Here is a 6,475-nt window from a genome sequence, read left to right on the forward strand (position 1 = left end):
AGAAAATGATAAATTAAATCAAATAGAGGTTCCAGAAGAACTTGAGGGTAAATTAATGGAGGCTCTAGAAAAGGCACCAAAGAAAAATAATAAAAGATTTTACAAACGCATTGCAATCATTATTTTGTTTTTTTTAATAATAGGCCCCCACATAGATACTGTAGCTTATTATACAGGGAAATTCGTAGGCTATGAGCCCGTTATGACAGGCACTTTACAGAAGTTAAATGAGATGGGCAAAGGTCAATCCATTAAAAAATCCTATTCTTTTAGCGATGGAGCATCGGTTACACTCGATGGTATTATGCTTGATGGCAATGGAGTAAATCTTTTTTATGTAATAAAAGCTCCAAGTGAAGATATCGAAGAAGTGTCTTCACGGATGAGTACTCAGCTGGTTACAAGCTTTCAAAACGGATTTTCTAGTAATGGAGTGGGGGAAACAAACAAAGAAAATAATGAACAAAAGTGGATGATACAAACATATGGAGCACCTAATATTTTTGATAATAAAATGAAATTTGGAGTGAACTATACGACGAAAGAGGGGAATAGGGAATATGGTGAAATTTCTTTCCGCTTAAATCGAAGGAAAGCTCTTGGCAAAAGTTTGAGAATTCGTATTAATAAAGAAGTTTCTATTGAGGCTAACAGAAATATCAAAATTAAATCGCTAACCGCTTCACTCACAACCACAGTTATTAAAGGTCAGATACAAAATATTTTTCAATTAGGGTTTGATCAAATAACAAGCAATAGGCTTTACCCAGAAAATATCGAGATGGTTTTATACGTTAATGGCAAAGAAGTCCCTCTTCAAGGGTCGGGAATATCTACAAATTTGAATGGGATTCATTACGAATTGATTTTTGATGCTTTGCCAGAAGACACACAGGAAATAGAGATTGAATTTGTCTCTTTTCAAGGAAGATATGAAATAAATGAGGAGATGGACTCAGGGGAGAGTAGTACGATTTTCAAGGAGATAAATAAAACAATATTTAAACAAAAAGTTCATAGAGGATAATGTGAATTATCCTCTATGAACTTTTAAAAGACTTTTAGTAGGAATTCTCAGATTTTAAATATATTTAATTCCTCAAATTTGCCACTAATAGAAGAGATAAAGTTGAGCAACTGAGAAAAGAGCAGACAAAGGATGCTGGGTGGTATCTGTAGAATACGTATTCCCACATTTTATTTGTCTGCTTTCTATTATATTGGCTTTGTGTTTTTATTTGTATTTTTCTTCTAATGTACTCATCCAAGCTCCTAGGAGCAAGCCTAGAATGAACAAGATAAAACTATAAATCCCTGTTTGTAATGTAAAACCAGTATAATTTGCTACTGGCGGGAGGATGATTAATAGGGTAGAGGCTATAACGATTCCGATAATAAAGTGGTACATTCGTGAATGAAAATTATGTAGTATCCATTCTATGAATTTTGACAGCAAGATTATGACGAGAATCCCTCCAATGGCAATAGGCAGAAATACGCCTACAAGATCAAAGTTCTTAAATCCATTTAGCATAGAATCATACAAACCTAAGACCAGCAAGAGATTAGATGGGCTCAGCCCTGGAACGAGTACACCTAGTGCAATCAAGCCACCTGCAATAATAAATCCAAAGAAATTAGGTGGAATGGTTCCTAAGATATTGTCCATAAAATACAAGAACAAAAACCCTACAATTAAAGAGCCAAATAACCATATGCGGTCAACAGTGTCTCGCCTCTTATATTTAACGGATTCTTTCATTAAAGAAGGTAGTGTTCCAATAATAGCTCCTGCAAACCCCCATAGAACAATAACCTGATAATTTTCTAATAGCCATTCTAATGGTTTTGACAATAGACCGATTCCTATAATTCCACCAATTCCAACAGGAAGAAAAAATAAGAAGTTTTTCTTAAAATCTTTAGTCAAGTGGGCCATAAAGCTTAATAATTTCTCGTAAATCCCTAAAATTGCTGCTAAAACTCCTCCTGAAACACCAGGAAGAATAAAACCTAAGGCAATAATGACACCCTTTAAAAATCGTGACAATACCCCTTCTTCTTTTCTTTTTTCCATTTTAATCTCCTTAAGATCATATTTTAAGTAGTCCTCTTTAAGAAACAATTTAATTTTACATTATATTTGTAATTTGGTCTAGTTATTCGTTATAAGGTGTCATCTTACTTTTTAATATGTTATTAATCTTAAATATTTAGGTAATGTCGTATGAATTATATTTTAAATAAAAAAATATTCGTATTTTTATGTAAATACTCTTTATTTTTTTTCACTTTTGGTATAAACTTATATAGTTATAATGATAATGTTAATTATATAATTAAAAAAGAAGAACATAGGAGTTGGTTTAAATGGCTCGAATGGTAGGTACTGTTGTACGAGGAGTAAGAACTCCAATTATAAATAAGGGAGACTCTCTTATTGAAATCGTAGTAGACAGCATAGAAAAGGTAGCTGAATGTGAAGGATTCTTTATACAGGATAGGGATGTAGTTGCTATTACAGAGTCTGTAGTAGCAAGGGCTCAGGGAAATTACGCTACAATAGATCATATCTCTAAAGATGTTAAAACAAAGTTTGGTGATGATACAATAGGAGTAATCTTTCCAATCTTAAGTCGAAATCGTTTTTCAACTTGTTTACGTGGTATTGCAAAAGGTGCAAAAAAAATAGTACTAATGCTTAGTTACCCAGCTGATGAAGTAGGTAATCACTTAGTTGAAATTGACGCCCTAGATGAGAAAAATATAAATCCGTGGTCAGATGTTCTAACAGAAAAGGAATTTCGCAGTTTTTTTGGCCATGAAAAACATTATTTTACAGGAGTAGATTACATTGATTACTATAAGTCTATTATTGAAGGATATGGTATAGATTGTGAAATCATTTTCTCTAATAATCCTAAGAGCATATTAAGCTACACCAAAAGCGTACTTACATGTGATATTCATACTCGTTTTAGAACAAAGAGAGTCTTAACACAGGCTGGTGCCCAAAAAGTTTATGGTTTAGATGATATATTATCTTGCTCTATTGATGGTAGCGGATACAATGAAGAATATGGTCTTTTAGGTTCGAATATGGCTACAGATGATTCTGTAAAACTTTTCCCAAGAAACTGTCAACCACTAGTTGAAGAAATACAGGCTATGTTTAAAGAAAAGACTGGAAAAAACGTAGAGGTAATGGTATACGGAGATGGTGCTTTTAAAGACCCAGTAGGTAGAATATGGGAGCTAGCTGACCCAGTAGTGTCTCCAGCCTATACATCTGGGCTAGAGGGAGTACCAAACGAGATAAAATTAAAATACCTTGCTGATAATGATTTTGCACATTTAAGTGGAGACGAACTAAAAGCTGCTATATCTGATTATATTAAGAATAAAGAATCTGATTTAGTGGGTTCTATGGCCTCTCAAGGAACTACTCCAAGAAAAATCACAGATCTATTAGGATCTCTTTCAGATTTAACTTCAGGTAGTGGAGACAAAGGAACGCCTTTAGTTTACATTCAAGGTTATTTTGACAACTTTACAGAAGAATAAATTCTTTAAATATAAAATAATATAGTATTTACGCCAATTGTTTCATTGTAATTGGCGTGTTTTTTATTTTAAGCCGAAAGGTGAAAGCTGATTTTTATGCTATTTTAAATAGTACTACATTATTAAAATAGATACTAAATAATCTTATTAAAGTTAGAGAACACTGTTGTTTAAGAGGATTACTTAAGGAGCATTATATTTTTAATTAAAATCTTTTGTTTATTTACGAGTTCACTTAATGTATAATTATTAAGAATATACTTATTTGAGGGAGGTAAATACTATGAAAAGAAAACTAATTTTAGGAATCTCGTTATTTTTAATGATTGGCTTAGTAGTTGGATGCTCTGGTGATTCTAATGAAGACCAAGAAGGCACTCAAACAGAAGGAAAGGTATACCAAATTGCAACAGATACTACATTTGCACCTTTTGAATTTCAAAATGATGCTGGAGAATATGTAGGTATTGATATTGATCTTTTAAAAGCAATTGCAGAAGATCAAGGCTTTAAATACGAGCTAAAACCACTTGGTTTTAATGCCGCAGTAGCTGCACTGGAATCAAATCAAGCCGATGCAGTAATCGCAGGTATGAGCATAACAGAGGACCGTGAGAAAAAATATGATTTTTCAGAACCATATTACGATTCAGGTGTTGTAATGGCTGTGAGTGCGTCTAATGAAGACATTACATCCTATAAAGATTTAAAAGGCAAAAAAGTTGCTGTAAAGGTAGGTACTGAAGGAGCTACTTTTGCTGAATCAATAAAGGACGAGTATGACTTTGAATTGTCTTATTTTGACGAATCTCCGTTTATGTATGAAGATGTAAAAACTGGAAATTCAGTAGCATGTTTTGAAGATTATCCTGTAATGGGGTATGGAATTACTCAAGACAATGGACTTAAAATGGTAACAGACATGGAAAAAGGTGCCTCATATGGTTTTGCTGTCCTTAAGAGTAAAAACACGGAACTTTTAGAAATGTTTGATAAGGGACTCAGCAATGTAAAAGAAAATGGAAAATATCAAGATATTCTTGATGAGTACATTTCTGCTGAATAATTTGATAAATGAGGATGCATTAATATGAATTTAGGCAAAGTATTTGGTGAAACATACGAATTATTGTTTCAAGGACTTCAAGTTACAATACAAGTAACTGTTTTATCTCTCCTAATTGCATTTGTATTAGGATTGATTACATCGTTATTGGGTTTTTCTAAAACGCCACTTAGATGGATTTCTAAAGGATACGTGTGGTTAGTTAGAGGAACGCCAATTATGGTGCAGGTATTTTACATCTATTTTGCTTTGCCGCAACTTCTCCAAGCTTTAGGTTATGATGTAAGGTTAACTTCTTTTATGGCAGGGTTGATCACCTTGACTCTTAATGCTGGTGCATATATGTCAGAAATCTTTAGAGGAGCCATTTTGGCTGTTAATTCAGGTCAAATGGAAGCGGCAAGGAGTTTAGGGCTATCGAAAGGTCAGGCCATGAGGAAAGTTGTGTTGCCACAAGCGATACGTATATGTCTGCCATCATTAGTAAATCAGTTTATTATCACACTAAAGGATTCTTCGATAATATCTGTAATTGGACTAACTGATATTATGTATCAGGCAAAAATTTATGTAGGCAGATCTATGGAATCTTTTGCCACCTACACATGGGTTGCTGTATTCTACTTAGTAATCATTACCATCTTGACTCAAATAGCGAAACGAGTAGAGAAGAAGGTGATGATATGACAGCTCAAATACAAATCAAAAATCTCCATAAGTACTTTGAAAAGCTTGAAGTTCTTAAGGGTATAAACCTTGAAGTGCACAAGGGAGAAGTAGTGTGTTTGATTGGACCTAGTGGCTCAGGAAAATCGACTCTTCTAAGATGCATTAACCGTCTTGAAGATCCCACAAGTGGTGAAATTATCGTCGATGATGTAAAGATTACAGATAGTAGCGTTAATATGAACAATGTGAGAAGACATATTGGAATGGTATTTCAACAATTTAATCTTTTTCCACATTTAACAGTTAAAGAGAATATTAGTATGGCGCCCCTTGAACTAAAGCTTAAAACAAAAGCAGAAGCAGATGATAAAGCGGTAGAACTCTTAAAAAGAGTAGGATTATTAGAAAAAATTGATGTTATGCCAAGACAGCTTTCAGGAGGACAACAACAGCGTGTTGCCATTGCAAGGGCATTAGCAATGGAACCGGATATTATGCTCTTTGATGAACCTACTTCTGCTCTTGACCCAGAAATGGTTGGAGAGGTATTAGCGGTAATGAAGGAGCTCGCAGCTATGGGAATGACCATGGTTGTCGTAACTCACGAAATGGGTTTTGCTAAAGATGCAGCAGATAGAGTATTATTTATGGATGAAGGTATCATCATGGAAGAAGCTACACCAGAAGAGATGTTCAGTAATCCGAAAAACCCTCGTACGATAGAGTTCTTAAATAAGGTGTTATCAACAAAATAGAATATAAAAAAGCCAATGTCTCGACATTGGCTTTTTTATATGAACTTTGTATTATTTAAGCACAATAATAACAATCCATCATAATATAATAATAAGATAAGATTCTTAAGTAGATCAGGCTGTGCAATATAATGATTGTACATTGCATGAAGCCGGGCCATAATGGCAGCAGAAATATGATCTGTGGACTATGCTTTTTTCGTATAGTATCACAGGTTTTTTTATAGCGGAAAGTAGAAGGTAGAAGGAAAATGAGTTAGGAGGAAATGAGATGGATGTAATGGATAATTATAAAAAGGTAAAAAAAGTATTATGGATTATTCTTATTGCAAATATGATCGTAGCATTGATAAAGGTAAGCATCGGTACTATTATAAAGACGCCACGAGCTCCCCGAAGAAGCCTCAAAATGGGCTGATGC

Annotated in this window: 7 protein-coding genes and 1 riboswitch; of the genes, 6 read left to right on the forward strand and 1 reads right to left on the reverse strand. The window is 33.9% G+C overall.

Features of this window, described 5'->3' with window-relative positions; genetic code table 11:
• Window positions 1–1,027: DUF4179 domain-containing protein (locus Q7P22_RS08375; protein ID WP_303863052.1), on the forward strand; the 1,027-nt coding region annotated here is incomplete at its 5' end.
• A 207-nt stretch (window positions 1,028–1,234) separates the two neighbouring features.
• Here the strand turns inward: Q7P22_RS08375 and Q7P22_RS08380 are convergent.
• Window positions 1,235–2,077: a DUF368 domain-containing protein gene (locus Q7P22_RS08380; protein ID WP_303863055.1), complete on the reverse strand. Its 843-nt coding sequence runs from the start codon at window positions 2,075–2,077 to the stop codon at window positions 1,235–1,237.
• Between the two features lie 293 nt (window positions 2,078–2,370).
• Between Q7P22_RS08380 and Q7P22_RS08385 the strand changes: the two genes are divergently transcribed.
• From Q7P22_RS08385 to Q7P22_RS08405, 5 genes are all read left to right on the forward strand, one after another.
• Window positions 2,371–3,564, forward strand: a complete 1,194-nt coding sequence (locus Q7P22_RS08385; protein ID WP_303863058.1) for a coenzyme F420-0:L-glutamate ligase — start codon at window positions 2,371–2,373, stop codon at window positions 3,562–3,564.
• A gap of 283 nt (window positions 3,565–3,847) precedes the next feature.
• On the forward strand, window positions 3,848–4,630 hold the full coding sequence (locus Q7P22_RS08390; RefSeq protein WP_303863060.1) for a transporter substrate-binding domain-containing protein: 783 nt from the start codon (window positions 3,848–3,850) through the stop codon (window positions 4,628–4,630).
• A gap of 24 nt (window positions 4,631–4,654) precedes the next feature.
• Complete coding sequence (locus Q7P22_RS08395) at window positions 4,655–5,317, forward strand: amino acid ABC transporter permease (protein WP_303863062.1); 663 nt, start codon at window positions 4,655–4,657, stop codon at window positions 5,315–5,317.
• Window positions 5,314–6,054, forward strand: coding sequence for an amino acid ABC transporter ATP-binding protein (locus Q7P22_RS08400; protein ID WP_303863064.1), 741 nt, complete (start codon window positions 5,314–5,316; stop codon window positions 6,052–6,054). The genes Q7P22_RS08395 and Q7P22_RS08400 overlap by 4 nt, the downstream gene beginning before the upstream one ends.
• A gap of 100 nt (window positions 6,055–6,154) precedes the next feature.
• A riboswitch (NiCo riboswitch) is annotated at window positions 6,155–6,247 on the forward strand.
• A gap of 78 nt (window positions 6,248–6,325) precedes the next feature.
• Window positions 6,326–6,472, forward strand: coding sequence for a hypothetical protein (locus tag Q7P22_RS08405; protein WP_303863068.1), 147 nt, complete (start codon window positions 6,326–6,328; stop codon window positions 6,470–6,472).
• Window positions 6,473–6,475 lie beyond the last annotated feature (3 nt).

Source organism: Alkalibaculum bacchi, assembly GCF_937875145.1.
GTDB classification, from domain to species: domain Bacteria; phylum Bacillota; class Clostridia; order Eubacteriales; family Alkalibacteraceae; genus Alkalibaculum; species Alkalibaculum bacchi_A.